The 25939-nt window shown below is 71.0% G+C and carries 23 protein-coding genes and 1 pseudogene; 17 read left to right on the forward strand and 7 right to left on the reverse strand.

The genetic code is table 11. The annotated features are described in order from the left end of the window. Nucleotides 1–41: 41 nt before the first annotated feature. The 4 genes from KVT45_RS37125 to KVT45_RS37140 are packed head-to-tail and all read right to left on the reverse strand — an operon-like array spanning nucleotide 42 to nucleotide 4229. Nucleotides 42–1076: a LacI family DNA-binding transcriptional regulator gene (locus KVT45_RS37125; protein WP_217553588.1), complete on the reverse strand. Its 1035-nt coding sequence runs from the start codon at nucleotides 1074–1076 to the stop codon at nucleotides 42–44. After that, entirely contained in the window at nucleotides 1073–1978 is a 906-nt protein-coding gene (locus tag KVT45_RS37130; protein WP_217553589.1) for a carbohydrate ABC transporter permease, read from the reverse strand. The genes KVT45_RS37125 and KVT45_RS37130 overlap by 4 nt, the downstream gene beginning before the upstream one ends. Next, nucleotides 1975–2913, reverse strand: a complete 939-nt coding sequence (locus tag KVT45_RS37135) for a carbohydrate ABC transporter permease (protein WP_217553590.1) — start codon at nucleotides 2911–2913, stop codon at nucleotides 1975–1977. The genes KVT45_RS37130 and KVT45_RS37135 overlap by 4 nt, the downstream gene beginning before the upstream one ends. Beyond that, nucleotides 2910–4229, reverse strand: coding sequence for an ABC transporter substrate-binding protein (locus KVT45_RS37140; RefSeq protein WP_217553591.1), 1320 nt, complete (start codon nucleotides 4227–4229; stop codon nucleotides 2910–2912). The genes KVT45_RS37135 and KVT45_RS37140 overlap by 4 nt, the downstream gene beginning before the upstream one ends. A gap of 240 nt (nucleotides 4230–4469) precedes the next feature. Here KVT45_RS37140 and KVT45_RS37145 point away from each other — a divergent pair, with 240 nt between their 5' ends. The 14 genes from KVT45_RS37145 (at nucleotide 4470) to KVT45_RS37210 (ending at nucleotide 18446) form a co-directional block, all read left to right on the forward strand. Next, a complete protein-coding gene (locus KVT45_RS37145; protein ID WP_217553592.1) occupies nucleotides 4470–6491 on the forward strand; it encodes a beta-galactosidase in 2022 nt (673 codons plus the stop codon). A gap of 153 nt (nucleotides 6492–6644) precedes the next feature. Next, the gene (locus KVT45_RS37150) at nucleotides 6645–8204 is read left to right on the forward strand and encodes a glycosyl hydrolase 53 family protein (RefSeq protein ID WP_217553593.1); all 1560 of its coding nucleotides are present in this window, start codon (nucleotides 6645–6647) and stop codon (nucleotides 8202–8204) included. Between the two features lie 207 nt (nucleotides 8205–8411). Continuing rightward, the gene (locus KVT45_RS37155) at nucleotides 8412–8699 is read left to right on the forward strand and encodes a helix-turn-helix domain-containing protein (protein WP_217553594.1); all 288 of its coding nucleotides are present in this window, start codon (nucleotides 8412–8414) and stop codon (nucleotides 8697–8699) included. A gap of 29 nt (nucleotides 8700–8728) precedes the next feature. Then, on the forward strand, nucleotides 8729–9682 hold the full coding sequence (locus KVT45_RS37160; protein ID WP_217553595.1) for an SMP-30/gluconolactonase/LRE family protein: 954 nt from the start codon (nucleotides 8729–8731) through the stop codon (nucleotides 9680–9682). A 69-nt stretch (nucleotides 9683–9751) separates the two neighbouring features. Continuing rightward, nucleotides 9752–10213 carry a fluoride efflux transporter CrcB gene (crcB, locus tag KVT45_RS37165; RefSeq protein ID WP_217553596.1) on the forward strand — a complete coding sequence of 154 codons (462 nt, stop codon included), beginning with the start codon at nucleotides 9752–9754 and terminating at the stop codon, nucleotides 10211–10213. Next, nucleotides 10210–10608 (forward strand): DUF190 domain-containing protein, encoded by a 399-nt coding sequence (locus KVT45_RS37170; RefSeq protein WP_217553597.1) that lies wholly within the window; start codon nucleotides 10210–10212, stop codon nucleotides 10606–10608. The genes crcB (KVT45_RS37165) and KVT45_RS37170 overlap by 4 nt, the downstream gene beginning before the upstream one ends. After that, on the forward strand, nucleotides 10605–10979 hold the full coding sequence (crcB, locus tag KVT45_RS37175) for a fluoride efflux transporter CrcB (RefSeq protein WP_217553598.1): 375 nt from the start codon (nucleotides 10605–10607) through the stop codon (nucleotides 10977–10979). Before KVT45_RS37170 ends, crcB (KVT45_RS37175) begins: the two co-directional genes overlap by 4 nt. Nucleotides 10980–11051: 72 nt before the next feature. After that, nucleotides 11052–11888 carry an undecaprenyl-diphosphate phosphatase gene (locus KVT45_RS37180; protein ID WP_089105705.1) on the forward strand — a complete coding sequence of 279 codons (837 nt, stop codon included), beginning with the start codon at nucleotides 11052–11054 and terminating at the stop codon, nucleotides 11886–11888. A gap of 182 nt (nucleotides 11889–12070) precedes the next feature. Then, nucleotides 12071–12748 carry a FadR/GntR family transcriptional regulator gene (locus KVT45_RS37185; protein WP_089105704.1) on the forward strand — a complete coding sequence of 226 codons (678 nt, stop codon included), beginning with the start codon at nucleotides 12071–12073 and terminating at the stop codon, nucleotides 12746–12748. Next, nucleotides 12745–14184, forward strand: a complete 1440-nt coding sequence (locus KVT45_RS37190; protein ID WP_217553599.1) for an amino acid permease — start codon at nucleotides 12745–12747, stop codon at nucleotides 14182–14184. The genes KVT45_RS37185 and KVT45_RS37190 overlap by 4 nt, the downstream gene beginning before the upstream one ends. Before the next feature lie 43 nt (nucleotides 14185–14227). Beyond that, entirely contained in the window at nucleotides 14228–15244 is a 1017-nt protein-coding gene (locus tag KVT45_RS37195; protein ID WP_217553600.1) for an asparaginase, read from the forward strand. A gap of 107 nt (nucleotides 15245–15351) precedes the next feature. Next, nucleotides 15352–16755 carry an aspartate ammonia-lyase gene (aspA, locus tag KVT45_RS37200; RefSeq protein WP_217553601.1) on the forward strand — a complete coding sequence of 468 codons (1404 nt, stop codon included), beginning with the start codon at nucleotides 15352–15354 and terminating at the stop codon, nucleotides 16753–16755. A gap of 36 nt (nucleotides 16756–16791) precedes the next feature. Next, nucleotides 16792–17730, forward strand: coding sequence for a glutaminase (locus tag KVT45_RS37205; RefSeq protein ID WP_217553602.1), 939 nt, complete (start codon nucleotides 16792–16794; stop codon nucleotides 17728–17730). 503 nt (nucleotides 17731–18233) lie between these two features. Then, nucleotides 18234–18446: a hypothetical protein gene (locus KVT45_RS37210; protein ID WP_217553603.1), complete on the forward strand. Its 213-nt coding sequence runs from the start codon at nucleotides 18234–18236 to the stop codon at nucleotides 18444–18446. Nucleotides 18447–18489: 43 nt separating this feature from the next. On the opposite strand, the gene KVT45_RS37215 is transcribed toward KVT45_RS37210, so the two are convergent. Continuing rightward, on the reverse strand, nucleotides 18490–19689 hold the full coding sequence (locus tag KVT45_RS37215) for a cysteine desulfurase-like protein (RefSeq protein ID WP_217553604.1): 1200 nt from the start codon (nucleotides 19687–19689) through the stop codon (nucleotides 18490–18492). A 108-nt stretch (nucleotides 19690–19797) separates the two neighbouring features. Between KVT45_RS37215 and KVT45_RS37220 the strand changes: the two genes are divergently transcribed. The 3 genes from KVT45_RS37220 (at nucleotide 19798) to KVT45_RS56755 (ending at nucleotide 23609) form a co-directional block, all read left to right on the forward strand. Beyond that, nucleotides 19798–20739 (forward strand): LysR family transcriptional regulator, encoded by a 942-nt coding sequence (locus tag KVT45_RS37220; protein ID WP_217553605.1) that lies wholly within the window; start codon nucleotides 19798–19800, stop codon nucleotides 20737–20739. Between the two features lie 126 nt (nucleotides 20740–20865). Then, nucleotides 20866–22260 (forward strand): polyprenol phosphomannose-dependent alpha 1,6 mannosyltransferase MptB, encoded by a 1395-nt coding sequence (mptB, locus tag KVT45_RS37225; protein WP_217553606.1) that lies wholly within the window; start codon nucleotides 20866–20868, stop codon nucleotides 22258–22260. Then, on the forward strand, nucleotides 22257–23609 hold the full coding sequence (locus KVT45_RS56755) for a glycosyltransferase 87 family protein (protein WP_308310981.1): 1353 nt from the start codon (nucleotides 22257–22259) through the stop codon (nucleotides 23607–23609). Before mptB ends, KVT45_RS56755 begins: the two co-directional genes overlap by 4 nt. Before the next feature lie 41 nt (nucleotides 23610–23650). Here KVT45_RS56755 and KVT45_RS37230 read toward each other — a convergent pair. Together KVT45_RS37230 and rho are read right to left on the reverse strand one after the other, a co-directional pair. Further along, a pseudogene (locus tag KVT45_RS37230) lies at nucleotides 23651–24586 on the reverse strand (D-alanyl-D-alanine carboxypeptidase family protein); the annotation flags it as partial. Between the two features lie 79 nt (nucleotides 24587–24665). Continuing rightward, on the reverse strand, nucleotides 24666–25814 hold the full coding sequence (rho, locus tag KVT45_RS37235; protein WP_217553608.1) for a transcription termination factor Rho: 1149 nt from the start codon (nucleotides 25812–25814) through the stop codon (nucleotides 24666–24668). Between the last annotated feature and the right edge of the window lie 125 nt (nucleotides 25815–25939).

Here is a 25939-nt window from a genome sequence, read left to right on the forward strand (position 1 = left end):
CGCCCGACGGCAGACCCCGGCACCCCCGACCGCGCCCGGCCTCACGTGGAGTCGCGCCGCACCAGTTCCGTCGGCAGGATCACCGCCGCCGGGTCCTCGCCCCCTATCTGGGCGAGCAGAACGCGGACCATCTCGGTGCTGATCCGGTCCCAGGGCTGGCGGATGGTGGTGAGCGCCGGGGTCACCGCCGTGGCCGCCGGGGAGTCGTCGAAACCGCCGACAGCGATGTCATCCGGCACCCGCTTGCCGGTCCGCTGCAGCACCGCCAGCACGCCCTGCGCCATCAGGTCGGAGGCCACGAAGACGGCGTCCAGGTCCGGGGCCTGCGCGAGCAGCCGCTCGGCCCCCGCCTCACCGCTCGCCTTGCTGTAGTCCCCGGACACGACGAGCGCCTCGTCGATCTCGACGCCCGCCTCGGTGAGGACCTCCTTGTACCCGGCGAGCCGCTCGACACCGCCCGGGGTGTCCAGCGGGCCGGTGATCATGCCGATCCGGCGGCGCCCCACGTCCAGCAGGTGCCGGACCATGTCCCGGGCGCCGTCCCGGTCGTCGGCGGCCACGTAACTCACCTTCGAGCCGAGCCCGATCGGCTTGCCGCAGGCCACCAGCGGCACGCCCGCCTCGCGCAGTTCCTGCGCGACCGGGTCGCCGGAGTGACTCGACACCAGGAGCACCCCGTCCACGTGCCCGGCGGTGATGTACCGCGTGATCCGCCGCCGTTCGTCCTTGGTGCCCGCCAGCATGAGCAGGAGCGGGATGTCATGGCTCGCCAGCGCCTGGGTGCAACCGCTCAACAGGACGTTGAAGTTGGGGTCCTCGAAGAACCGCTCCTGCGGCTCCGTCAGCAGGAAGCCGACCGAGTCCGAACGCCCGGTGATCAGCGAGCGGGCGTGCCGGTTCACCACGTAACCCGTCCTGCGGATGGCGTCGTTGACCGCCTCCTGGGCGGCGGGACTGACGTAGTGCCCGCCGTTGAGCACCCGCGAGACGGTGCCCCGTGAGACACCGGCCTCGCGCGCCACGTCATGGATCGTCGGCGGTTTGCGCCGGCCCCCCGCACTACTGCTCATGGTCATGACTTTACGGCCCCGGACAGCAGGTCAAGGCTCCAGAAGCGCTGAATGGCCAGGAAGAGCGCGATCAGCGGCAACACGGCCAGGAACGCGCCGGTGACCACCAGGGTGTACAGCGCCGGGGTGTTGGCGCCCTGCTCCAGGAGCGTGTACAGACCGACCGTGAGCGGGAACTTCTCGTCGTCGCTCAGCATGATGTACGGCAGCAGGAAGTTGTTCCACACGGCCACGAACTGGAACAGGAACACCGTCACCATGCCGGGGATCATCATCGGCAGCGAGATTCGTGTGAAGATCCGCCACTCGCTGGCCCCGTCCATCCGCCCGGCCTCCACCACGTCGGAGGGCACGGCCGCGGCCGCGTAGATCCGCGAGAGGTAGACGCCGTACGGGGAGAGGATCTGCGGCAGCAGCACGGACAGGTAGGAGTCCGTGAGGTTCGCCTTGGCGAGCAGCAGGTACTGCGGGATGGCGAGGATGACCGGGGGCATCAGCACGCCGGCGAGCAGCACGTTGAAGATCGCCTCGCGGCCCTTGAAGCGGTAGATCGCCAGGGCGTAGCCGCTGAACGCCGACACGCCCGTCGAGACCACGGCACCGAGACCGGCGTACAGGGCGGAGTTGCCCATCCACTTCCAGTAGACGCCGTCACGGTAGGCGTTGAGGTCCTTCAGGTTGTCGGCGAAGCCGGAGCCGGGCAGGAAGGTGAACGTGGAGAACAGTTCGCTGCCGGACTTGGTGGACGCGATCACCACCCAGGCCACCGGCAGAAGCGTGTAGATCGCGCCGAGCAGCAGGGTGATCGTCGGGATCAGGGCGATACGGCGGCGCAGCGGCGGTCCCTGCGCGGTCCCGGGCGTCGTACCGGCCGCCGGGGCGGCCTTGCGGACGGCAAGAGAACTCACTGTGCCCCTCCTTGGCTGACGTCCCGCCTGTTCCGGCGGTTCGCGGCCCGCAGGAACCCGAAGGACAGCACCAGCGTGGCGATGGCGATCAGGGTCGCCTCGGCGGCTGCCGAGTAGATGTCACCCCGGCGGAAGGCGTCCTGGTACACCTTCATCAGGGGGCTCCAGCTCAGGTTGACGGAGTTGGTGAACGGCTTGATGGTCATCGGCTCGTTGAAGACCTGGAGCGTCGCGATGATCGAGAAGAAGAAGGTCAGTACCAGCGAGGGCGCCACCATCGGGATCTTGATCTTCAGGGCGGTCTGCAGCGGGGTGGCGCCGTCCAGCTTGGCCGCCTCGTAGACCTCGGCCGGGATGGACCTGAGCGAGGTGTAGATGACGATCATGTTGAAGCCGGTGCCGCCCCAGACCGCGATGTTGGACAGGGCCAGGTACAGCGGGCCGCCGTCCAGCAGGTTCGGCTGCGGCAGGTGCAGCTTGGCGAGCACGTAGTAGAAGGGGCTGACGTCCGGCAGGTACAGGAAGCCCCACAGCAGCGCGGCCACCACGCCGGGGATGGCGTACGGCAGGAAGATCGCGAGCCGGGTGAACGGGGCGAGCCGGACCCGCTCGGAGTCGAGCATCAGCGCGAACAGGAGGGCGAGACCGAGCATCACCGGGACGACGATGCAGCCGTAGCCGAGGACGCGCAGCGCACCGTCGTAGAACTCGTTGTCGGTGAGGGCGTCCTTGTAGTTCTCCAGGCCGGCCCAGACCTCCGTGCGGGCGCCGGCGCCCAGGCCGAGGCCGGAGACGTGCACCTTGCGGAAGCTGAGCCAGACCGCGTACCCGATGGGCAGCGCGAAGAACAGCGCGAAGAGGGCGGTGGCGGGGAGGAGGAAGGCGTACGGGGCCCCCTTGACCCCGTACGACCTCCGGCCGGTGGGGCTGGTCACTGAGAGACCTCGAAGCCCTGCTTCTTCATGTCGGCGACCGTGTCGTCCTGCATCTTCTGCAGGGCGGCGGTGAAGTCCGACTTGTTCTTCGCGGCGGCACCGAACGCGTCGTTGAAGGACGTGTAGGCGACGTTCACGTTCGGGCCCCAGGCGGAGGGCGCCGTGGTCTTCGCGATCTCGGCGGCCTTGGTGTAGAAGTCCGACTGGGTCGAGAAGTAGTCGGGCGCGGTGGCGAAGGCGCCGCTGGTCTGGGCGTTCGTGGCGGCCGGGTAGATGCCGCTCTCCTTGGCCAGCGCGTTGAGCGCCTCGCCGTCGGTGTTCAGCCAGGCCGCGAACTTGGCGGCGGCCGCCTGGTGCTTGGAGTCGGTGGTGACGGCGGTGGAGGAGCCGCCCCAGCTGCCGGTGACGTTCTCCGACGCGGACCACTGGGGGAGCGGGGCCATCGCCCACTTGCCCTTGGTGTCGGGCGCGGCGGTGGTCAGCGTGCCCGGCGCCCACACCGCGGAGACCCAGGCGATCTGCTTGCCGGTGTCCAGCGCCTTGTTCCAGGCCGGGGTGTACATCGGCTGGTTGTCGATGGCGCCCTCCTTGACCAGACCGCCCCAGAACTTCGCGACCTTCTGGGTGGCCGCGTCGTCGATGGCGACCTTCCACTTGTCGCCGGAGGTGGTCCACCACTTGGCGCCGGCCTGCTGGGCGAGGCCCGCGAAGAGGCCGGAGTCGTTGGCGGAGAAGGTGGTCAGGTCGAGGCCGGGTGCCTTCTTCTTCAGCTGACGGGCGTCCTGGGCGAACTCGTCCCAGGTGGTCGGCACCTTGAGGCCGTACTTCTTGAAGAGGTCCGCGCGGTAGTAGAACATCATCGGGCCGATGTCCTGCGGCACCGCGTACACCGCGTCCGTGCCCAGGGTGACCTGCTGCCAGACCCCGTCGGCGAACTTGCTCTTGGCGTCGCCGACGTTCTTCGATATGTCGGCGACCGCGTCGTTGCTGACCAGCGTGGGCAGCGCCTGGTACTCGGCCTGCACCAGGTCGGGGCCGTTCTTCGCCTTGTGCGCGGTGAGGATCTTGGTGACCAGCGTGTCGCCGGACGCCTGCTTCTTCACCGTGACGCTGATCTGGTCCTTCTTGCCCTCGCCCTTGTTCCACAGGTCGACGACCTTGTCCATACCGGGCGCCCAGGCCCAGTACGTCAGGGAGACCGGACCTGAGTCGGCCTTGCTGTCGTCGTCGGACGAGCCGCAGGCGGCGAGGGCGGTGGCGCCGAGCGAGATGGCGACGGCGGTTGTCACGAGGCGGCGGCGCTTCGTGTGCGGCATGGATCTCTCCCCTGACCTGGGTCCCCGCCCGTCGCGGGAACCTGCCATGCAGATGATGTGTGAGCGTTCTCAGACCCGGATCATCGCCCGTCGCGAGTCCGTGTCATGCTCTGTGAGCGTTCACAGTAGAGAAACATCCCGGACACTTGTCAATGGTTGTTGCTGTGCGGTTATGTTGGGCTCACGCCACGATCGATGTGTGTGAACGTTCCCAAATGATCGATTAAACGGGAGAGATCCATGCCGGACACCACCCCCAGGGGCCTGACGAGGCTCGCCTTCGGTGGGGACTACAACCCCGAGCAGTGGCCGGAAAGCGTCTGGCACGAGGACGTCCGGCTGATGCGCGAGGCCGGGGTCACGATGGTGAGCGTCGGGATCTTCTCCTGGGCCCTGCTGGAGCCGGCCCCGGGGGAGTACGACTTCGGCTGGCTCGACCGGGTCCTCGACCTCCTGCACGAGAACGGCATCCGCGTCGACCTGGGCACCCCCACCGTGGCGCCGCCCGCCTGGTTCTACCGCGCCCACCCCGAGGCCCTGCCGGTGACCGCGGAGGGCGTGCGCTACGAGTTCGGCTCCCGCGGCGCCATCTGCCACTCCAACGCCGACTACCGCGCCGCCGCCGCGAACATCACCACCCGCCTCGCCGAGCGCTACGGCGACCACCCGGCGCTCGCCCTGTGGCACGTCCACAACGAGTACGGCGTCCCCGTCTCGGCCTGCTACTGCGACTCCTGCGCCGCCCACTTCCGCCGCTGGCTCGCCGGCGCCCACGGCACCGTGGACGCCGTCAACGAGGCCTGGGGCACGGCCTTCTGGGGCCAGCACTACACGGACCTGGCGCAGATCAACCCGCCGCGCGTCACGCCGACCGTCGGCAACCCGGGCCAGGCCCTCGACTACAAGCGGTTCACCGACGCCACCATCCGCGAGAACTTCCGCAGCGAGCGGGACATCCTGCACCGCCTCTCGCCCGGCGTCCCGGTGACCACCAACTTCATGACCGCCCTCAGCCAGTGCGACTCCATGGACTACTGGGCCTGGGGCCGCGAGGTCGACCTGGTCACCAACGACCACTACCTGATCACCGACGGCCGCCGCACCCACGTCAACCTCGCGATGGCCGCCGACCTCACCCGCTCGGTCGCCGCCGGCGCCCCCTGGCTGCTCCTCGAACACTCCACCTCGGGCGTCAACTGGCAGCCCCGCAACCCCGCCAAGGCCCCCGGCCAGATGGCCCGCAACTCCCTGGCCCACGTGGCCCGCGGATCCGACGGCGCGCTGTTCTTCCAGTGGCGGCAGTCCCGGCGCGGCGCCGAGAAGTTCCACTCCGCGATGCTCCCGCACGGCGGCACCGAGACTCGCGTCTGGCGCGAGGTCGTAGAACTCGGCGCCTCCCTCGACTCGTTGAGCCAGATCAAGGGCACCCGCACCCGGGCCGACGTGGCCGTCCTGTGGGACTGGCAGTCCTGGTGGGCGCAGAACCTCCAGTGGCGCCCCAGCGAGGACCACGACCCGCGCGAACGCGCCGACGCCTTCTACGAGGCCCTCTACGACCGCCACCTCACGGTCGACTTCGCCCACCCCGAAAGCGACTTGTCGGCCTATCCCCTGGTCGTCGTACCGGCCCTCTATCTGATGACGGAGGCGGCCGGGAACAACCTCCGCGAGTACGTCGAGAACGGCGGCACCCTCGTCGTCTCGTACTTCTCCGGGATCGTCGACGAGCACGACGCCGTGCACGAGGGCGCCTACCCGGGCACCCTGCGCGAGACCCTCGGCCTCACCGTCGAGGAGTTCTCGCCCCTGCTCCAGGACCAGCGGGTGCGGCTGACCGGCCCCGACGGCTCCGAGCTCACCGGCGACGTGTGGACCGAGTTCGTCGTCCCGGGCGCCGCCGAGACCGTCTGGAGCTACGCCGACGGCCTCACCGCCGGCCACCCGGCGGTCACCCGCCACCAGCTGGGGGAGGGCACCGCCTGGTACGTGTCGACGCGCCTGGACGCGCACGGCCTGGACGCCCTGCTCGGCTGGGCCGCCGAGGACGCCCGGATCGCGCCCCGCGCCGAACTGCCCCGCGACGTCGAGGTCGTGCGCCGCACCGGCGAGTCCGGCACCTTCCTCTTCGCGATCAACCACACCGCCACCGACGCCAAGGTGCCCCTGGAGGCGCACGGCACCGAACTGCTGACGGGCGAACGCGCCGCGGGCCGGCTCGCGGTCCCGGCGGGCACCGTGCGGGTCGTACGACTCGACGGCTGAACCGCGGCGCGGGCCCCGGGGCCGCCGTGACCGCGCCCACCGAGACTCCCCTCCGTCCGTGAGTGCCACGAGAGCCGCGGGCGGAGGGGCTCTCCTCCGGCCCCGCCGGAGGACATCCCCACCCCAGTCACGTCGAAGGGACGACGGACGATGATGTTCCATCCCAGACGCACCATCAGAGCCCTGCTGCTGCCGCTCCTGGCCGGACTCGCCCTCACCGCGCTCCCCGCGCAGACCGCCCAGGCGGCGAGCACCCTCACCAACGGCGGCTTCGAGTCGGACGGTGCGGGCGTGGCCACGCCCACCGGCTGGTCGGAGTACGGCGACACGGGCGCCTCCTACACCGAGTCCGGCGGCCACAGCGGCAGTTACCGCCTGAGCCACTACTCGGCCTCCGCCTACAAGGTGGAGACCTACCAGTACCTGTCGGGGCTGACCAACGGCACCTACACGCTCACCGCCTGGACCCGCTCCAGCGGCGGGCAGAACTCCGCCTACATATCCCTGAAGAACTGCGGGAGTTCGGAGCAGCGGACCGACCTGCCGGTCTCCACCAGCAGCTGGGTGCGGATCGTCACCTCGATCGCGGTCACCAACAACCAGTGCACCATCAGCATCTACTCGGACGCCAACGCGGGCAACTGGATCAACGTCGACGACCTGACCTTCGCATCCGGCTCGACAGGCTTGTCCATCAAGGGTGCCGACATCTCGTCACTGGCCAAGAGCGAGGCCAAGGGCGGGGTCTACAAGACCAGTTCCGGCACCACCGGGGACGCGGTCACCATCCTCAGGAGCGCCGGGATGAACTACGCGCGCCTGAAGGTCTGGGTCAACCCGGCCGACGGCTACAACGACAAGGCGCACGTGCTGGCCGTCGCCAAGCGAGTCAAGGCCGCCGGCATGAAGCTGCTGGTCGACTTCCACTACTCGGACAGCTGGGCCGACCCGGGCAAGCAGACCAAGCCCGCCGCCTGGTCCGGCCACTCCTACAGCCAGCTCAAGACCGACGTCTACAACCACACCTACGACGTCCTCAACGCGCTGAAGGCGCAGGGGACCACCGCCGACATGGTGCAGATCGGCAACGAGATCAACGGCGGCATGCTCTGGTCCGAGGGCTCCACCGACAACTGGTCCCAGCTCGCCGGCCTCATCAACTCCGGCTACAGCGCGGCCAAGGCGGTCTCCTCCGGCACCCAGGTCGCCCTGCACCTGGCCAACGCGGGCGACGACGCCACGGTCCGCTGGTGGTTCGACAACGCCAAGACCTACGGCATCAACTACGACGTGATCGGGCTCTCGTACTACGGCTACTGGCACGGCTCGCTGGCCGCCGCCCAGACCACCCTGGACGACGTGGCCTCCCGCTACTCCAAGCCGGTCTTCATCGCCGAGACCGCCTACCCGTTCACCCTCGCCCAGGACGACTCGCTGGAGAACCAGATCGACACCAGCAGCGAACTGGTCACCGGCTACCCGGCCACCGCCGCCGGCCAGCTGGCCTGGATGAACGCCGTCGCGAGCATCGTAGAGGCCGTCCCGAACGGCCGCGGCCTCGGCGTCTTCTACTGGGAGGCGACCTGGACCGCCGTCACCGGCAACGGCTGGGACCCGACCGACGCCACCTCCGGCAACGGCTGGGAGAACCAGGCCCTGTTCGGCTACGACGACAAGGCGCTGTCCTCCATGGCGTGGTTCAGCCACCGCTGAACCACCACTGACGGGGGCCCGGCCGTAAGGGGACGGCCGGGCCCCTCCGCCCTGCCCCGGGCATGTTGCTCAGGCAAATTCCCGACCGGCCGCCCCCGTGCCGGCGTTCGATCTCGGACAACGCGCCCCGACTCCCCGACGTGGGGGCTTCGGCTGCGGGACAGTGGGAACACACACTGCGAGGAGGCAGGGACGGAGGCTGGTCGGATGCCGAGGAACGCCACGAGCGTAAACCGCCTGGACATTCTGGACTGGCTCAAGGATCCGGCGGCCCACTTCCCGCCCCAGCGCCACGCCGACCTCACCGAGGACGGCGTCACCGTCCGGGCCGTCGCCGCCAAGCTCGGGGTCTCCCGCAAGGTCGCCGGCACCCATCTGGGCCTGCTGGCCCGTCTAGGCCTGCTGCGCACCAAGCGCATCCGGTACCGCGTCTACTACCGGCGCGACGAGATCCGGATCGCCGAAGTGGCCCGGATGTTCGAGAAGGGCTGGTGAGACCGGTTCCGCCTGCCACCATGGGACTCATGGACCGACCCACGCGCCTAGTCCCCCTCCACTACGTCGCCGTCGGCGGCCGGGGCCCGGAGGACGTGGTGACCGATCCGGACGGCCGGGTCCTGACCGGCGTCGAGGACGGCCGCATCCTGCGCCTGGACGGACTGGGCGACCCGGACACCGCCCGGGTCCGCACGCTCGCCAGGACCGGCGGCCGCCCGCTCGGGCTCGACCTCCTCCCCGACGGCGACCTGCTGGTCTGCGACGCGGAACGCGGCCTGCTCCGCGTCGGCCTCGCCGACGGCGCCGTCCGCGTCCTCGCCGACACGGTCGAGGGGGAGCCGCTGCGGTTCGCGAGCAACGTGACCGCCCTGCCCGACGGCACCGTGTACTTCACCGCCTCCAGCCGCCGTTTCCCCCTCGACCAGTGGATCGGCGACATCGTCGAGCACAGCGGCACCGGCCGCCTGCTGCGCCTCGCGCCGGGTGCCCGCACGGCCGAAGTGGCCTGGGAGGGCTTCCAGTTCGCCAACGGCCTGACGGTGAGCGGCGACGGCACCTTCCTGGTCGTCGCCGAGACCGGCGGGTACCGCCTCACCCGCTACTGGCTCACCGGCCCGCGGACCGGCCACGCGGAGTTCTTCGCCGAGCTCCCCGGCATGCCCGACAACATCTGGCGCGAGGACGACCTCATCTGGGTCGCCCTCGCGGGCCCGCGCAACCCCCCGCTCGACCTCTTCCACCGCGCCCCGCCCGCCGTCCGCCGAGCGGCCGCCCGGGCCGCCGTGCACGCCCCCTACCGCCCCGTCGGCACCATCGCCGTACTGGCGCTGGACGACCACGGCCGGGTCGTCCACCACCTGGCCCGCCGCAACTCCGGCTTCCGCATGGTCACCAGCGTCTGCCGGACCGGCCGCCACCTGGTCCTCGGCAGCGTCTGGGAGCCAGGCGTCGCGGTCTGCGCGGCCCCCACCGCGAAGTGACCGCCGGGTACGCCCGGCGGTACCCTGAGGCCCCCGTCAGGGGCGGTGCCGAACAGGAGACGTACGACCATGACAGCCCCGGAGGCCGAGAGCCTCCGCGTTCAGCCGACCCCGCAGAGGCGGCCCGAGTGGCGTGCCCAGGCACCGGTAGTCGCGGTGGTCGCGGCCGGCGGTGCGATCGGCGCCGTGGCCCGCTACGCCCTCGCCCTGGCGCTGCCCACGGCCACCGGGGGATTTCCCTGGGCGACCTTCTGGACGAACGTCATCGGCTGCGCGGTGATCGGCGCGTTCCTGGTCCTGATCACCGAAGGACTCCCGGCCCACCGCCTCGTCCGCCCCTTCTTCGGCACCGGCGTCCTCGGCGGCTTCACCACCTTCTCCACCTACGCCGTCGACATCCAGAAACTGGTCGACCACGGCCGGCCCGCCACGGGCCTCGCCTACCTCGCCGCTACCCTGTGCGCGGCCCTCGCGGCGGTGTGGTGCGCGGCCACCGCGACCCGCCGTGTCCTCACCCGGAGGCAGCGATGACGAGACTGACCGGCCGCGCCCTGCGCCTGACCGTCTACATCGGCGAGGACGACACCTGGCACCACAAGCCCCTCTACACGGAGATCGTGCACCGCGCCCACCGGGCCGGACTCGCCGGAGCCAGCGTCTTCCGAGGCATCGAGGGCTTCGGCGCCTCCTCCCGCATCCACACCTCCCGGCTGCTGTCCCTGAGCGAGGACCTGCCGGTGGCGGTCGTCGTCGTGGACACCGAGGAGCGGGTCCGGGCGTTCCTGCCGCAGCTCGACGAACTGGTGACCGAGGGTCTCGTCACCCTGGACGACTGCGAAGTCATCCGGTATGTCGGCCGCACGAACGACGCGAACGACGCGGACGGCACGGGCAAAACGGATGCGAAGGGTAAGAAGTCGTTGTGAACTGGCTGTTGGTCGTCCTCGGCGCCGTCGTCGGTGCTCCGCTCCGCTATCTCACCGACCGCGCCGTCCAGGCCAGGCACGACTCCGTCTTCCCCTGGGGCACCTTCGTGGTCAATGTCACCGGCTGCCTGATCCTGGGCCTGCTGACCGGCGCGGCCTCGGCGGGGGCGGCGAGCCCGCACCTCCAGCTGCTCCTCGGCACCGGGCTGTGCGGGGCGCTGACGACGTACTCGACGTTCTCGTACGAGACACTCCGGCTTACCGAGACCGGCGCGGGGCTCTACGCTGCCGCCAACGTCGTCGCGAGCCTCGGGGCCGGCCTCGGGGCGGCCTTCGCCGGGGTGGCGATCGCCCAGGCCGTCTGGGCCTAGGACTTGCCTCACACCCGCCCGTTGTAAGACTGTCTACAGCACTGTCGACCAAACTCTGCAGAACTGGATCCCATGAGCGCCATCTCCGTCGGTCAGGCCGCCGTCCTCGGGGTAGTCGAGGGGGTGACCGAGTTCCTTCCCGTGTCCTCCACCGGCCACCTCAAGATCACCGAGGGGCTCATGAACATCCCGGTCGACGACCAGTCCGTCGTCGGGTTCTCCGCCGTCATCCAGGTCGGCGCCATCGCCGCCGTGCTCGTGTACTTCTTCAAGGACATCAAGCGGATCGTCTCCGCCTGGGGCCGGGGACTGGTCAACAAGAACGAGCGCTACCACCACGACTACAAGTTCGCCTGGTGGGTGATCGCCGCGACCATCCCGATCGTCGTGGTCGGCCTCGCCGCCAAGAAGCTCGTCGAGGGGCCACTGGGGTCGCTGTGGGTGGTCGCCGGCTCGCTGATCGTCGGCTCCGGTGTGATGTGGTGCGCGGACCAGATGGGCCGCCACAAGCGCGGTGAGGACGACACCTCCTTCAAGGACGCGATGCTGGTCGGCTGCTCGCAGATCCTCGCCCTGCTCTTCCCCGGCTTCTCCCGCTCCGGCGCCACCATGTCCACCGCGCTCATCCTGGACCTGGACCGGGTCGCCGCCACCCGCCTCTCCTTCTTCCTCGGCATCCCGGCCCTGACCGGCGCCGGCATCTACGAGCTCAAGGACGCGCTCGGCGCGGGCGTGGGCGCCGCCCCGCTGGTCGTCGGTACGGTCGTCTCCTTCGTGGTCGCCTACGCCTCCATCGCCTGGCTGCTGAAGTTCGTCGCCAAGCACTCCTTCAACGCGTTCGTGATCTACCGGATCGTGATCGGCCTGGCGCTCTTCGGCCTCCTCGCCGCGGGCACCATCAACGCCTGACGGCCGCCGTCCCACGAGTCACAGCTCCGCCACGGGGTGTGATGCCTGCATTCAGGCGTCGCACCCCGTGAATGTTTCCTTTCCGGAAACCTTGACAGCGTCCTCACGCAACCCGGAACATCTCACCCGTGAACCTGTCAGACAGCCCGACAGCCGGACAGCCTCCGCGGCGCGTGAGCGCCATGGAAGCGGTACTGGCGCACCTGCGCGCCGCCATCGAGCGCGGCGAGTACGCCGTGGGCGACAAGCTCCCCTCCGAGGCGGAGCTCTGCCGCACCCTGGAGATCAGCAGGCCCGTCCTGCGCGAGGCCCTGCGGGCCCTGCAGACGATGGGCCTGACCGTCTCCAAGACCGGCAAGGGCACCTTCGTGGTCGCCAACGCCGTCGAGGACCCCACCTTCGGCGACTACGCGGCCAGCGACCTGCTCGAAGTGCGCAGGCACATCGAGATCCCGGTCGCCGGGTACGCGGCGCTGCGCCGTACCCCGGAGAACCTGGACCACCTGGCCCATCTGCTCGACCGCATGGAGCGGGAGACGGACACCACCGCGTGGGTCGCGATGGACACCCTCTTCCACCTGGCCGTGGCCGAGGCAGCCCAGAACCCGGTCTTCCGCCGGGTCATCGAGGAGATCCGGGACGCACTGGCGCGTCAGTCGGCCTTCCTCAACGAACTGGGCGGCCGCCGCGAGCAGTCCAACCGGGAGCACCGGGCCATCGTCGAAGCGCTGATCGACGGTTCCGAGATCGACGCCGTGGACGCCATGAGCCACCACCTCGACCGCGTCGAGACCACCCTCACCCACATCGTGCGCCCCGCGCGCACGGACCAGCACCAGGAAGGCGGAACCGAGGCGTGAGCGAACAGCACCTCAAAGACGAGACGCGCCCCTCGTCCCGTCACGTCGACGCCGGAGACCACGGCTACAGCAAGTCGCTGAAGCACCGGCACGTCAACATGATCGCCATCGGCGGCGCCATCGGCACCGGCCTCTTCCTCGGCGCCGGCGGCCGCCTCGCCGACGCCGGCCCCTCCCTCTTCGTCGCGTACGCGGTCTGCGGAGTCTTCGCCTTCCTCGTCGTGCGCGCCCTCGGCGAACTCGTCCTGTACCGCCCGTCCTCCGGCGCCTTCGTCTCCTACGCCCGGGAGTTCCTGGGCGAGAAGGGCGCCTACACCGCGGGCTGGATGTACTTCCTGAACTGGGCGACCACCGGCATCGCCGACATCACCGCGGTCGCCACCTACACCCACTACTGGGGGATGTTCTCCGACATACCCCAGTGGGTGATCGCCCTGATAGCCCTGGCCGTCGTCCTCACCGTGAACCTGATCTCGGTCAAGATCTTCGGCGAACTGGAGTTCTGGTTCGCGATCGTCAAGGTCAGCGCCCTGGTCATCTTCATGGTCATCGGCATCTTCCTGCTGGTCACCCAGCACCCCGTGGACGGCACCACCCCCGGCCCGTCCCTGATCACCGACAACGGCGGCGTCTTCCCCAACGGCCTGCTGCCCATGCTGCTGATCATCCAGGGCGTCGTCTTCGCCTACGCCTCGGTCGAACTGGTCGGCGTCGCCGCGGGCGAGACCGAGAACCCCGAGAAGATCATGCCGAAGGCGATCAACTCGATCATGTGGCGCGTGGGCCTGTTCTACGTCGGCTCGGTGATCCTGCTGTCGATGCTGCTGCCCTGGAACAAGTACACGGCGGGACAGAGCCCCTTCGTCACCGTGCTCTCCCACATCGGCGTCCCGGCGGCCGGCGGCGTGATGAACCTCGTCGTCCTCACCGCGGCCATGTCCTCGCTCAACTCCGGCCTCTACTCCACCGGCCGCATCCTGCGCTCCATGGCCGTCAACGGCTCCGCTCCGAAGTTCACCGCGAAGATGAGCCGCACCCAGGTCCCGTACGGCGGCATCCTGCTCACCAGCGGCATCTGCGTCCTCGGCGTCGGCCTCAACTTCGTGGTCCCCGCCGACGCGTTCGAGATCGTCCTGAACTTCGCGGCGATCGGCATCATCTCCACCTGGGGCATGATCATGCTCTGTCACCTGCTCTTCTGGCGGAAGACCCAGAACGGCGAACTCACCCGCCCCGGCTACCGACTGCCGGGCTCCCCCTGGACCGAGATCGTGACGCTGGCGTTCCTCGCCTCCGTCCTGGTCCTCATGTACGCCGACGGCGGCGCCGGACGCACCACCGTGCTGTGCGTGCCGCTGATCGTCGCCGCGCTGGTCGCCGGCTGGTACGCCATCCGGCGCCGGCGCCCGCGCACGTCCACCGGAACCGACGCGTGAACCGCGCACCGGTCCGTCCCACCTCACCCGAGACCAGGCAGTGATGCACAGCAGTTCCCCCGCGGACGCACCCATCGTCCGTGAACCCCTCCACGCCCCCGTCGCCCACCTCATCCGCGGCGGGGTCGTCGAGGGCATCCACTACGGCTCCGTCGTCGTCCTCGGCGCCGACGGGGAAGTCCAGTTCCAGCTCGGCGACATCGAGGCCGCGTTCTACCCGCGCTCGGCCCTCAAGCCCGTCCAGGCCGTGGCCATGCTGCGGGCCGGGCTGTCCCTCGACGGCGACCTGCTCTCGCTGGCCGCCGCCAGCCACTCCGGCGAGGAGCGGCACCTCGCCGGGACCCGGCGGATCCTCGGCCTCGCCGGACTGACGGAAGCCGATCTGCGCAACGTGCCCGACATGCCGTACGACCCGGCCGTGCGGGACACCTGGATCCGCGAGGGCCGGGAGGCGTCGCGGCTCGCGCAGAACTGCTCCGGCAAACATGCGGCGATGCTGTGGACCGCGAAGCTCAACGGCTGGTCGCTGGACGACTATCTCGATCCGGCTCATCCGCTCCAGCAGGCGATCGCCGAGATCGTCGAGGACCTGACCGGGCAGCGGGTGGCGGCGACCACTGTGGACGGGTGCGGGGCGCCGCTGTTCTCCGTCTCCCTGCACGGGCTGGCACGTGCGGTGTCGCGGATCGTGTCCGCCGCGCCGGGTACGCCCGAGGCGCGGGTGGCCGACGCGATGCGGGAGCACGCGGAGATGGCGTCCGGCGCGGGGCGCGACGTGGCCGCGCTGATGGCGGCCGTGCCGGGGCTGCTGGCCAAGGACGGCTTCGAGGGGGTCGAGGTCGCGGCGCTGCCCGACGGGCGGGCCGTGGCCGTGAAGATCGCCGACGGGGCGAACCGGGCGCGGGTACCGGTCGCTGCGGCCGCACTGGAGAGGGCCGGGGTTGATCCGGAGCTGCTGACCGGGTTCGCCGGGGAGGCGCTGCTCGGCGGTGGCAGGGAGGTCGGGCGTGTGCGGCCCGTCCGGTCCCTGGAGCCGGTAGTGGCTTCGGCCTGCGCCTAGTCGGCTGCGCGGACCTGTTGTTCGGCGGCTGCGGGCCGGGTGTGGCCGGTCGCGCAGTTCCCCGCGCCCCTACGGGGCGCTTTACCCTCACTCTTTTGGAAGAGGACATGACTGTTCGTAGCGAACACGATCTGCTCGGCGACCGTGACGTGCCCGCCGATGCCTACTGGGGTGTGCACAGTCTGCGTGCCACCGAGAACTTCCCGATCACCGGTACGCCGATCTCCGCCTACCCGCATCTGATCGACGCCCTGGCCGCCGTCAAGGAGGCCGCCGCCCTCGCCAACGAGGAGCTGGGGCTGCTGGCGCCGGAGAAGGCCGCGGCGATCGTGGCCGCCTGCCGGGAGATACGGGCCGGCAAGCTGCACGACCAGTTCGTGGTCGACGTCATCCAGGGCGGTGCCGGGACGTCGACCAACATGAACGCCAACGAGGTCGTCGCCAACCGGGCGCTGGAGCTGATGGGGCACCAGAAGGGCGAGTACCAGTACCTGCACCCCAACGAGGACGTCAACCTCGGTCAGTCGACCAACGACGTCTACCCGACCGCCGTCAAGATCGCCACGGTCTTCGCGGTGCGCGGGCTGCTCCGGGCGATGGCCGTGCTGCAGGACTCCTTCGGGCGCAAGGCCGTCGAGTTCCGTGACGTGCTGAAGATGGGCCGTACGCAGTTGCAGGACGCGGTTCCCATGACGCTCGGGCAGGAGTTCTCCACCTTCGCCGTGATGCTCGACGAGGACCGCAGCCGGCTCGCCGAGGCCGTGGAGCTGATCCACGAGATCAACCTCGGGGCGACCGCCATCGGGACCGGCCTCAACGCGCCCGCCGGTTACGCCGAGTCGGCCCGCCGGCACCTCGCCGAGATCACCGGGCTGCCCCTGGTCACCGCCGCCAACCTGGTCGAGGCGACCCAGGACTGCGGGGCCTTCGTCCAGATGTCCGGCGTGCTCAAGCGGATCGCGGTCAAGCTGAGCAAGAGCTGCAACGACCTTCGGCTGCTGTCGTCCGGGCCGCGGGCCGGGCTCGGCGAGATCAACCTGCCGCCCGTGCAGGCCGGTTCGTCGATCATGCCGGGCAAGGTCAACCCGGTGATCCCCGAGGTCGTCAACCAGGTCGCCTTCGAGGTCATCGGCAACGACGTCGCCATCACGATGGCCGCCGAGGCCGGGCAGCTCCAGCTCAACGCCTTCGAGCCGATCATCCTGCACTCCCTGTCGGAGGGCATCACACACCTGCGGAACGCCTGCCTCACGCTCGCCGAGCGCTGTGTGGACGGCATCACCGCCAACACCGAGGTGCTGCGGGCGACGGTCGAGAACTCCATCGGCCTGGTCACCGCCCTCAACCCGTACATCGGGTACACGGCGGCCACCGACATCGCCAAGGAGGCCCTCGTCACCGGCCGCGGGGTCGCCGAACTCGTCCTGGAGAAGGGCCTGTTGCCCGCCGAGCGGCTCGCCGACCTGCTGCGTCCCGAGGTCGTCGCCGGCAGCGGCTCACCCCTCGCCTGACCTGCGAGTACGCGCCAGGACCGGCCCGGAGGCACAATGGTGATCATGACAATGACGTCGTCCCAAGCCTTCCTGCCGGTCCTGGAGCGCATCGCCGAGGAGATAGAGCGCACGCCGGGCCGCGGCCGCCCCGCCGACTACATCCCGGCGCTCGCGGCCTGCGACCCCCGCAGCTTCGGCATGGCCGTCGCCGAGCTGGACGGCACGGTCTACGGCGTCGGCGACTGGCGGCAGCCCTTCTCCACGCAGTCCATCACCAAGGTCTTCACCCTCGCCCTCGACCTGGCCCGCGAGGGCGGCGAACTCTGGGAGCACGTCGGCCGCGAACCCTCCGGCAACCCCTTCAACTCCCTGGTCCAGCTGGAGTACGAGCAGGGCATCCCGCGCAACCCGTTCATCAACGCGGGCGCCCTCGTCGTCACCGACCGCCTCCAGACCCGTACCGGGGACGCGGCCGGCGAGCTGCTGGCCTTCCTGCGCGCCGAGAGCGGCAACGCCTCCCTGGACTTCGACAAGGAGGTCGCCGCCTCCGAGTCCCAGCACGGCGACCGCAACGCCGCCCTGGCCCACTTCATGGCGTCCTACGGCAACATCGACAACGAGATCCCGGTCCTCCTCGGCCAGTACTTCCGCCAGTGCTCCGTGGCCGCCTCCTGCGCCGACCTGGCCCTGGCGACCACCTTCCTGGCCCGCCACGGCATACGTGCCGACGGCACCCGCCTGCTGACCAGAAGCCAGGCCAAGCAGGTCAACGCCGTGATGCTGACCTGCGGCACGTACGACGCGGCGGGCGAGTTCGCCTACCGGGTCGGCCTGCCGGGCAAGAGCGGGGTCGGGGGCGGCATCATCGCCGTGGTACCGGGCCGTTGTGCGATCTGTGTGTGGAGCCCGGGACTGGACGAGCGGGGCAACTCGGTGGCGGGAGTGGCAGCGCTGGACAGATTCACGACACTCACGGGTCTGTCGGTGTTCTAGGACCATGCGGTAGGCGGCTGTGCCCTCGGTCAGGAGCGCGCGGGCGCGGCGCAATCGCGGATCGCGTCGGTAGTCGCTGGGTGCGAAGCCGTAGGCCGTGCGGAATCCCCGGTACAGCGTGCACGGACTGCACCCGCCGGGACCCGCCGCCGCAGGCACCTACTTCGCCGAGGTCGGCCTGCACGGATCCTTCTGGGGGCTGCCCGACCGACATCCGGATCCGCCTGTCGCTGTGAAGGTCTCCTCCCGGTGTCCTGCCCGCTGCCCGGAGCGCTCGCGGGGTTGGACGAGGAGCGGCTGGGTTGCGGTGCCGATCGTCCCGGACACGTCGTGCAAGGAAGCGGTCCAGCGCGAGTTCGCTGGAGATGCCGTTCGCCGAGTCGGCGACCACCGCCAGGCGCTGCAACGGGGTGGTGGCCTAGCCCTCGACCACCGGAACCCGGACCCGGGTCCAGACCGCGGCCGGCCTGGAACCGCCGGCGGAACACCCCGGACGCAGAGTCGTGCGGGACCACAAGGCATGGTTGCGAGCACGGCTGCGCGCGCTGGCCCGGGCACTGCACTCGGCGGACCCGGCAGCGTTGGCCTGGCAACTGGTCACGCCGTCCGATGGCGCCGCCGCCGAGTGCGTGCTGCAGGGCAGCGGCGCTCCCGCCCGCGCTGCCCGTGCGATGGCGATCCTCGCGATCGACGCGGTGGCGCGGGATCAGGAATGACCGCGCCGGCGGGCAGCCCGGCGCCGGGCCGGATCCGGCGAGGTCACAGGAGAGAGGCGAGCCCGTCGAGGAAGCGGTCCACCTCGTCGGCGGTGTTGTAGGGGGCCAGGCCCGCGCGCAGGGCGGGGTCTTCGAGCTTGAGCGCGGTGAATGGTTCGCAGGCGTAGAACGACCCGGCCGGAGCGACCACGCCGCGCGCGGCAAGATGCGCCTGGGCCTCGCGCGCGTCGCGGCCTTCGAGGGTCATCAGGAGCGTCGGGGTGCGGTCGGGGGCCTTCGAGTGCACGGTGATGGCGTCACCCAGGGAGCCCAGGCCCTTCTCCAGCCGCGCCCGCAGACTCAGTTCGTGCTTGTGCACGGACTCCAGGGAGCGGGTGAGCCGCTCCCTGCGTGAGACCCCCGTGCCCGGGTCCAGCTCGGCGAGGAAGTCCACGGCGGCGGTGGCGCCCGCCAGCACCTCGTACGGCAGCGTGCCGAACTCGAAGCGTTCGGGCACCGTGTCGGGGGAGGGCAGGAGCTTGTCGGGACGCAGGGTCTCGAGGAACTCGGGCGCCGCCGCCAGCACCCCGCAGTGCGGTCCGAGGAACTTGTACGGCGAGCAGACGAACAGGTCGGCCCCGAGAGCGGGCACGTCCACGAGGTGGTGCGCGGCGTAGTGGACGCCGTCCACGTACACCAGGGCGCCGGCTTCATGGGCGCGGTCGGCGATCCGGCGGACGGGTGGCTTGGTGCCCAGCACGTTCGAGGCCGCCGTGACCGCGACCAGCCGGGTCCGGGGCGTCAGGGCCTGCTCGTACGAGTCGAGATCGAGCTCCGTGGTCTCCGGGTCGATCTCGATCCAGCGGACCCTCACGCCGGCGCGCTCGGCGGCCTGGACCCAGGGGCGGACGTTGGCGTCGTGGTCGAGGCGGCTGAGGACGATCTCGTCGCCCGCGTTCCAGGTCCTGGCGAGGTGGCGGGAGAAGTCGTAGGTGAGCTGCGTGGCGCTGCGGCCGTGGACGACGCCGTGCGCGGGCACGTTCAGCAGGTCGGAGCAGGCGGCGCGGAAGTCCGTGACGGCGCGCTCGGCGTTCAGCTCGGAGGGGGTGACGGTGCCCCGGTTGGACAGGGGGCCGGTCAGTGTCGCGGTGATGGCGTCGGCCACCGGGCGGGGCGTCTGCGTTCCCCCCGGACCGTCGAAGAAGGCGAGCCCGGTGGCGAGGGAGGGGAAGTGGGCCCGCAGGGCGGTGAGGTCGATGGCCATGTCTCTGCTTTCTGTCGGGCGGAGTGCCTGGCGTCGCGCTGCCTTTACTCTGGGTGCCGACCCCGAGACACGTAAAGCGATGGATCCCGAAGAGAAAGTTCATGAACCGTGAAGTCTCAGCCGGATCTGAAGCTCCTGGCCACTTTCCTGGCCGTCGTGCACCGGGGTTCGATGGCCGAGGCCGCGGCCGAGCTCGGCTATGTGCCCTCGGCGGTGTCCCAGCACATCGCCGTACTCGAACGTGACATGGGGCTCGAACTGATCACCCGCCGCCCCGGCAGCCGGCTGATCCTCACCGCGGCCGGCCGTGCCCTCGCGCGGGCGGCGGAGACGCTCTTCGACGCGACCGCTCGCTTCCAGGACGCCGCCCGCGGCATCGCGAACCGGGAGATCGCCGAACTGCGCGTCGGGATCTACCCCAGCGCCATGACCTACCTCCTCCCTCAGGTCCTGTCCACGCTCAGGGCTCGCCGCCCAGGTCCCCGGATCCGGCTGGTCGTCGTCGAGACGGAGGAGGGCCTGCCGAGGGTGACGTCGGGAGACATCGACCTGCTCGTCGCCTACCGCTACCTGCCCGAGGACCCGCCGGCTCCGTCCGACGCGTTGACGATCACTCTTCTGGGGCGTGAGCCGCTGGTCCTGGTCACAGGTGCCGAGCCCGGGCGCCGACGGCCGGTGGAGCTGGCCGAATGCCTGGAACGGGAATGGGTCTCAGGCCACGCCCACAACCCCGACCGGCGGCTGCTGCACCGCTGGGCCGGTGAGACCGGGATCGCGCCGCAGGTGACGTTGGAGACCGACGACCTGCACAGCATGCTCGCCATGATCCGGGCGGGTCTCGCGGTGGGCCTGATCCCGGCCACGCTCCTCGGAGCAGGACACGACGCCGGGGTCGAGAGAGTGGTCCTCCGGCCGGGCGTCGCGCCGCTTCACCGCGAGATCCTCGCCGTCAGCAGACCCAGTGCCCACTTTCCGCTCATCGACGAACTGGTCACGCTCCTGGCCGGTGCCGTGGACAGCGCACAGCCGGCAGGGGCCCCACTACGGTGAACACGGGGGCGACCTGACGCACCCGGCCACGGTCCACCACCCACAGGTAACAACCAGGCCCCCCCGAAGAAAACACCTCGTCGCTTTCCGGCCACCCGCAATTGACACGCTGACCCAGTGTTGGCCATGGCTTTCCCCGTCGATCTACGCCGCTGCCAGGTACTCGGCCTGGCCGGCACCGCGTTCCTTGCCCTGGGAGGTGAGACAGCCGGCGCTCTCCCCGTGGAGGACCTGCTCGCACCCAGCTCGGTGCAGGCGGCGTTCGGCCTGGTCGGCGTCTACTTCGGCGTCGTGCTGCTGATCGCGGCGTGGTTGCTGCTCGGCCGCCTGGTGCGCGGCGCCGAGCCGCCCACCCCGCGGCAGCTGCTGCTGGTCCTCGCCGTCTGGGCGGCCCCGCTGCTGCTCGCGCCCCCGCTGTTCAGCCGGGACGTGTACAGCTACCTCGCGCAGGGCGCGATGGTCGACGCGCACATGGACGTCTACACGTCGGGACCCGCCCAGCTCGGCGGCCCGCTGGCCGACGAGGTCGCCCCGGTGTGGCAGAACACCGCCGCCCCGTACGGCCCCGCGTTCATGGGCGTGGCCTCGCTGCTGTCCGGGCTGACCCGGGGCGAACTCCCGGCCGGCCTCTTCGGCATGCGGCTGGTCGCCCTGCTCGGCGTCGGCCTGATGGCGGCCGCGCTGCCCCGGCTCGCCCGGCACAGCGGCGCCGACCCGGCCGCCGCGCTCTGGCTCGGCGCCCTCAACCCGCTGGTGCTGCTGCACCTGGTCGCGGGCGCCCACAACGACGCGATCATGCTAGGTCTGCTGGGCCTCGGCCTGGTCGCGGCACTCGGCCGCTGGCCGTTCCTGGGGGCCGTACTGGTCACGCTCGCGGCGCTGGTGAAGGCGCCCGCGGCGCTCGGTCTGCTCGCGGTGATCGTCGTACAGGCGCGCAAGGGCCGCAGCCCCGTGCGGGCCACCCTGACGACGGTGGTCGCGTCGGGGGCCACGACCGTGGTGGCGACCGCGGTCGCCGGGACGGGGTACGGGTGGATAAGGGCGCTCGACACGCCCGTCTCCCCGCACAACTGGGCGCTCAGCAGCCTGCTCGGCCGGGCCACGGGCGCGCTCCTCGAACACCTCGGCAGCGATCTGGCGCCGCTCGCCGTCCCGGCCTGGCATCTGCTCGGGCTGGCGCTCACCGCGGTGACCGTGCTGCTGATATGGGTCCGGCTGCGGCCCCGCCCGGTCTACGCCCTCGGCCTGAGCCTGGCCGCGGTCGCCGCCTTCGGGCCGGCGATCCGCCCCTGGTACGCCATCTGGGGCCTGTTCCTGATAGCGGCGGCGGCGCCCAGCACCTCGGTACGCCACCGGGTGGCGGCCGTCACCGGAGTGCTCGCCCTCGCCGTGCTGCCCAGCGGCGGTCCCGCCGACATCGGCCAGCTGGTCCTCGCCGTCTCCGGCGGGGTGCTCGGCGTGGTCGTGCTGTGGCAGGCCCACCAGGCCGCGCAGGCCCCGGCCGTGGGACGTACGGCATGAGAGGCCCGAGAGCACCACGGACCGACCGGGGGAGGCTGCTGCTCGTCCTGGTCCTCGTCGCCGCCGTGACCGCGTTCACGGCCACCGTGCCGCTGCTGCGCGACTGGTTCGACCTGCGCGTGTACTACGGCACCGTGCACACCTGGGTGCATCACGGCGGGCGGATCTACGACTACCGGGTGCCCGGGACGGCGTACGGGTTCACGTATCCGCCGTTCGCCGCCGTCGGCATGCTGCCCATGGCGCTGGTGGGGCTGCACCTGGCCATCGCCGCCTCGCTGCTGCTGAACCTGGCCGCGCTGGCGTTCGTGCTGCGCGTCCTGGCCGGGCCGGGCTGGCGGCGCTGGGGCTGGTACCGCTGGGCGCTGGCGCTGTGCGGGCTGGCGCTGTTCGAGCCCTTGCGGGACACCTTCAGCTTCGGCCAGGTGAACCTGATACTGCTCGCCCTGGTGCTCGGCGACTGCTGTCTGCTGCGCAGCGGGCGGGGCCGCTGGGCCGGGGCCGGCATCGGGCTCGCCGCCGCGATCAAGCTCACGCCCGCGCTGTTCATCGGCATGCTGCTGATCGGCCGCAGGTGGCGGGCGGCCGGTGTCGCCACGGCCGTGGCGCTCGCCGCGACCGCTCTCGCGGCCTGGGCCGACCCGAAGGCCTCCCGCTACTACTGGACGGACGCGCTCTGGGACACCAGCAGGGTCGGCCGGCTCGACTACGTCTCGAACCAGTCGCTCCAGGGCGTGCTGGCCCGGCTCGGCCATCCGGACAAGCCGCTGTGGGCGATCGTGGTGCTGCTCACGCTGGCCGTGTGGGCGTGGCGGACCCGCCGGGCCGTGGCGGCCGGCGACTGGACGGCCGCCTTCGCGCTCACCGGTCTCGCGGCCTGCCTGGTCAGCCCGATCACCTGGGTGCACCACCTGGTGTGGGTGCTGCCGTCGTTCGCGCTGCTGGCCCGCGCCGGGCACCCGCGGATCGCGAGTGCCCTCTACGCGGTGATGTGCACCAGCGTGGTGTGGCTGTGGTTCGACGACGCGTCCGGCATCGACGGGTTCCTCGGCAGCAACCTCTACACCTGGATCACGCTGGGCCTGCTGCTGGGCCTGCCGGTCGGTCAGTCCCGCCCGGAGCGTTCGCCCCTGAGCCGCATCGCCAGGGTGACGGCACCCGCGCCGAGTACCGCGAAGCCCGCGGCGATGGCGGTGTCCGACCAGCCGGAGTCGTCCTCGGGCGCGGTGGCCGCCGCCATCGGTACGGTGCTCGGGCCCGGCCGGGGCCGCGGCTTGGCCCGCAGACCGTCCAGCGAGCCCACCGGGTCCACCCGTCCGGCCGCCCCGAAACCCCAGTCGAGCAGCTGACGGGCCTCGTCGTACACGCCGCCGTCCTGGGGGTTCATCACCGTCACGAGGAGGGTGCGCCCGCCGCGCCGGGCGGCGGCCACGAGAGTGTTGCCGGCGTTGCTGGTGTAGCCGTTCTTGATCCCGATCAGGCCGGGGTACCGCCCCACACCGTCCTGGCCGGTCAGCAGCCGGTTGGTGTTCTCGATGCCGAACGACCAGCCGGCGCCGTCGGGGAAGCGGGCCTGGGCGGTGGAGCAGTACCGCGCGAAGTCAGGGTTGCGCAGCCCCTCCCGGCCGAACACCGCCAGGTCGAACGCGGAGGAGACCTGCCCCGGTGCGTCGTAGCCGTCGGGGGACTCGACGTGGGTGTCGAGGGCGCCCAGCGAGCGGGCGTTGGCCTGCATCCGGGTGACGGTGCGGTCCCAGCCCCCGTCGAGCGCGGCCAGGACGTGCACGGCGTCGTTGCCGGAGCTGAGGAAGACCCCGCGCCACAGGTCGGACACCCGGTAGGTGTGCCCCTCCTCGACGCCGACCAGGCTGCTGCCCTCGGCGACGTCCGCCAGCTCCTCGGGCGTCACCCGGTGCTGGAGGTCCGCGGGCAGGACGGGCAGCACGGTGAGCGCGAACAGGGTCTTCAGGGTGCTGGCCGGCGGCAGTCTGCGGTGTGCGTGGTTCGCCGCCAGCACCTGGCCGGTGCCCGCGTCGGCGACCAGCCAGGAGAGCGCGGAGACGTCCGGGAGTTCCGGGGCCCCGAGGTGCGGACGCACCTGCGGGCCGGACTGGTAGAGCAGCGACGGGCCGGGCACCACCGCCCTCGGGGGCGGTGCCGGGTCCAGCGCCCCGGTGCCGGCGGCGGCCGTGCCGGGCGCCAGCGCCAGCAGGCCCGCCAGGCAGAGGGAGCAGGTCGACACCGCCGCTCGCCGAGGGAATCGGTCAGGGAATCCGATCGTCATATGATCAACGTAGGAATGGGGGCGATGTCCCGCGCGCTGCATGGGCCGGTCGGATGCCGTGCGCAACCCGGATGCCGCACGCCCGGGCCCGGTCCCGGCCCGCCGGGAGGGGCGTCCGGTGTCAGCCAGCCGGCAGGGTCGGCTGCACGCGCCGCAGGAACGTCGCGTTGTCCGGGGTCTCCCGCATCCGCTCCAGGAGCGTCTCCAGGCCGCTCGGGGTGCCCTCCCGGCTCTGAAGGGCCCGGCGCAGTCCGCGGATAGCGGTCAACTCGGCCGGGGTGAGCAGGAGTTCCTCGCGGCGGGTGCCGGAGGGAGCGATGTCCATGGCCGGGAAGACCCGCCGGGAGGCCAGCTCGCGGTCCAGGCGCAGCTCCATGTTGCCGGTGCTCTTCAGCTCCTCGAAGAAGTAGCCGTCGGCCCGGGAGCCGGTGTCCACCAGGACGGTGGCCAGGATGGTGAGCGAGCCGCCCTCCTCGGCCGTGCGGGCGGCGCCGAAGAACCGCTTGGGGCCGAGCAGCGCGCCGGCGTCGACACCGCCGCTGAGGGTACGGCCGTTGGAGGCGGCCGCGTTGTTGTGGGCCCGGCACAGCCGGGTCAGGGAGTCCAGGAGGATGACGACGTCCTGGCCGTCCTCGACGAGCCGCTTGGCGCGCTCGACCACGAGTTCGGCCAGGGCGATGTGCTCCTTGGCGGGCCGGTCGAAGGTGGAGGCGTACACCTCGCCGCGCACCGAGCGCCGCATGTCGGTGACCTCCTCGGGACGCTCGTCGAGCAGCAGCACCATCAGGTGGCACTCCGGGTGGTTGCCGGCGACGGCGGCCGCGAACTGCTGGAGCAGCACGGTCTTGCCGGTCTTCGGCGGGGCCACGATCAGCCCGCGCTGCCCCTTGCCGACCGGCGCGAACAGGTCGGCGACCCGTCCGGCGAGCCCGGCCGCGGGGTGTTCGAGGCGGATCCGCTCGTGCGGGTGCAGCGGGGTCAGATCGCGGAAGTGACGCCGGTCGCGTGACTCCTCGGGCGTACGGCCGTTGACGCGCGTGATCTCGGTCAGCGTGCGCCGGTCGCCGCGGACGCCCTCGACGAGGTCGCCCTTGCGCAGGCCGTGACGGCGGATCAGCGCCGGGGAGACCTGGAGGTCGGCGGGGGAGGGCAGGCAGTCGGGGGCCCGCAGCTGGCCCTTCCCGCCCGGGTCGATGTCGAGGACACCGGTGACGGACCGGCCGGCGGGCCGGTCCTGCTGCTGTACAGGGGGTTCGAGTGTGGTGGTCATGAGTGGTGGTCCTTTCGCGGACGGAAGACATGAACGAAGGGGGGAGTGGGCCGCGAGCGGGAGGGCGTGTGCGCAGGCCTCCGTGCGGCGGGGAACGACACCTCGGGAACGGCGGAAAAGCCCTG

Source organism: Streptomyces sp. GbtcB6 (assembly GCF_019091475.1).
Classification (GTDB): domain Bacteria; phylum Actinomycetota; class Actinomycetes; order Streptomycetales; family Streptomycetaceae; genus Streptomyces; species Streptomyces hyaluromycini.